The organism is Aeromicrobium sp. Root495, from assembly GCF_001426755.1.
Lineage (GTDB): Bacteria > Actinomycetota > Actinomycetes > Propionibacteriales > Nocardioidaceae > Aeromicrobium.
The window spans coordinates 658,420-659,520 of the sequence record NZ_LMFJ01000001.1 but is presented as its reverse complement, the minus strand read 5'-3'; the positions used below and the strand labels follow the sequence as shown (position 1 = coordinate 659,520).

The following is a 1,101-nucleotide window of genomic DNA, read 5'->3' as shown; positions in this document are numbered from 1 at the left end:
CCGATCGACTCCCACCCCTTGGTGGCTGGTGTCTCGGTGCTGCACGCGGGATTGGACCGGATGCCGTTGGATGCGTGGTCGGGTGTCGAGCCGGGTGAGGTGCGGCGGTTGTCGGCCGAGCTCGCCCGGGCGAAGGCGCGGATCTCGGCGCAGGAGATGGCGGCGGCCAGGGCTCTCGAGTCTGCCGGCGCTGCGCGCAGGGCTGGTGCGACGTCGACCGGGAACCTGCTTGCCAGGGACTTTGGAGGGGACGAGGGCGCCGCTCGACGGCTGGTGAACACGGCCAAGAAGCTCGAGTCCACCACCCACACCCAGGACGCCCTGTCTCGGGGTGAGGTGACGTTCGAGCAGTCCTCCGTCATCGCGAACGGCCTCGACAAGCTCCCAACTGACGTCACGGAAACTCAGCGCGACCTGGCCGAGCGGACGTTGCTCAAGGACGCTGAACGGCTCACGATCCGGGACCTACGACGGCGCACCGACCGGCTGATGGATGTCTACGCGGCCAAGCCCGACGTCGACGCCCACGAGAACGGAATCCTGGTCGACCGTGAGCGCATGGCCCGTCAGAACGCTTCGTTCGTGATGTGGGACAAGAAGAACGGCATGCACGGATACCGCGGCGAGGTCCCCGAGGCCGAGGCCGTCATGCTCCGCACAGCCCTCGAGGCCCTGGCAGCACCGTCCCGGGCGCACCTCTCCGACCCGGACGCGACCTTGGGCCCGGTGCCCGAGGACGCCGGCGACCCCGCCCACCGCATGGGCCGGGCGTTCACCGACCTCTGCTCCCACCTTCCCGTCGAGGAGCTTCCGTCCAACGGCGGAGTCGGCGCCCAGGTCGTCGTCACCCTCGAGCACCAGACACTTCTCGACGGCATCGCACCGGCCACGCTCTCGGACGGGACCCGGATCTCCGCCGGACAAGCCCGCAAGCTCGCCTGCCGGGTGGGCATCATCCCCATGGTCCTGGACGGGACCTCGCTCCCCCTCGACTACGGACAGTCCAAGCGATACTTCACCAAGTATCAGCGCATCGCCCTCGCCAACCGAGACGGCGGATGCTCTTTCCCCAGCTGCGACAGGCCACCCGAGTGGACCGAG

1 protein-coding gene is annotated in these 1,101 nt (G+C 68.9%); it reads left to right on the top strand.

Annotated elements, in window-relative coordinates; genetic code table 11:
• Positions 1-60: 60 nt before the first annotated feature.
• On the top strand, positions 61-1,101 hold a 1,041-nt coding region (locus ASD11_RS03435), incomplete at its 3' end, for a DUF222 domain-containing protein (protein WP_056283305.1).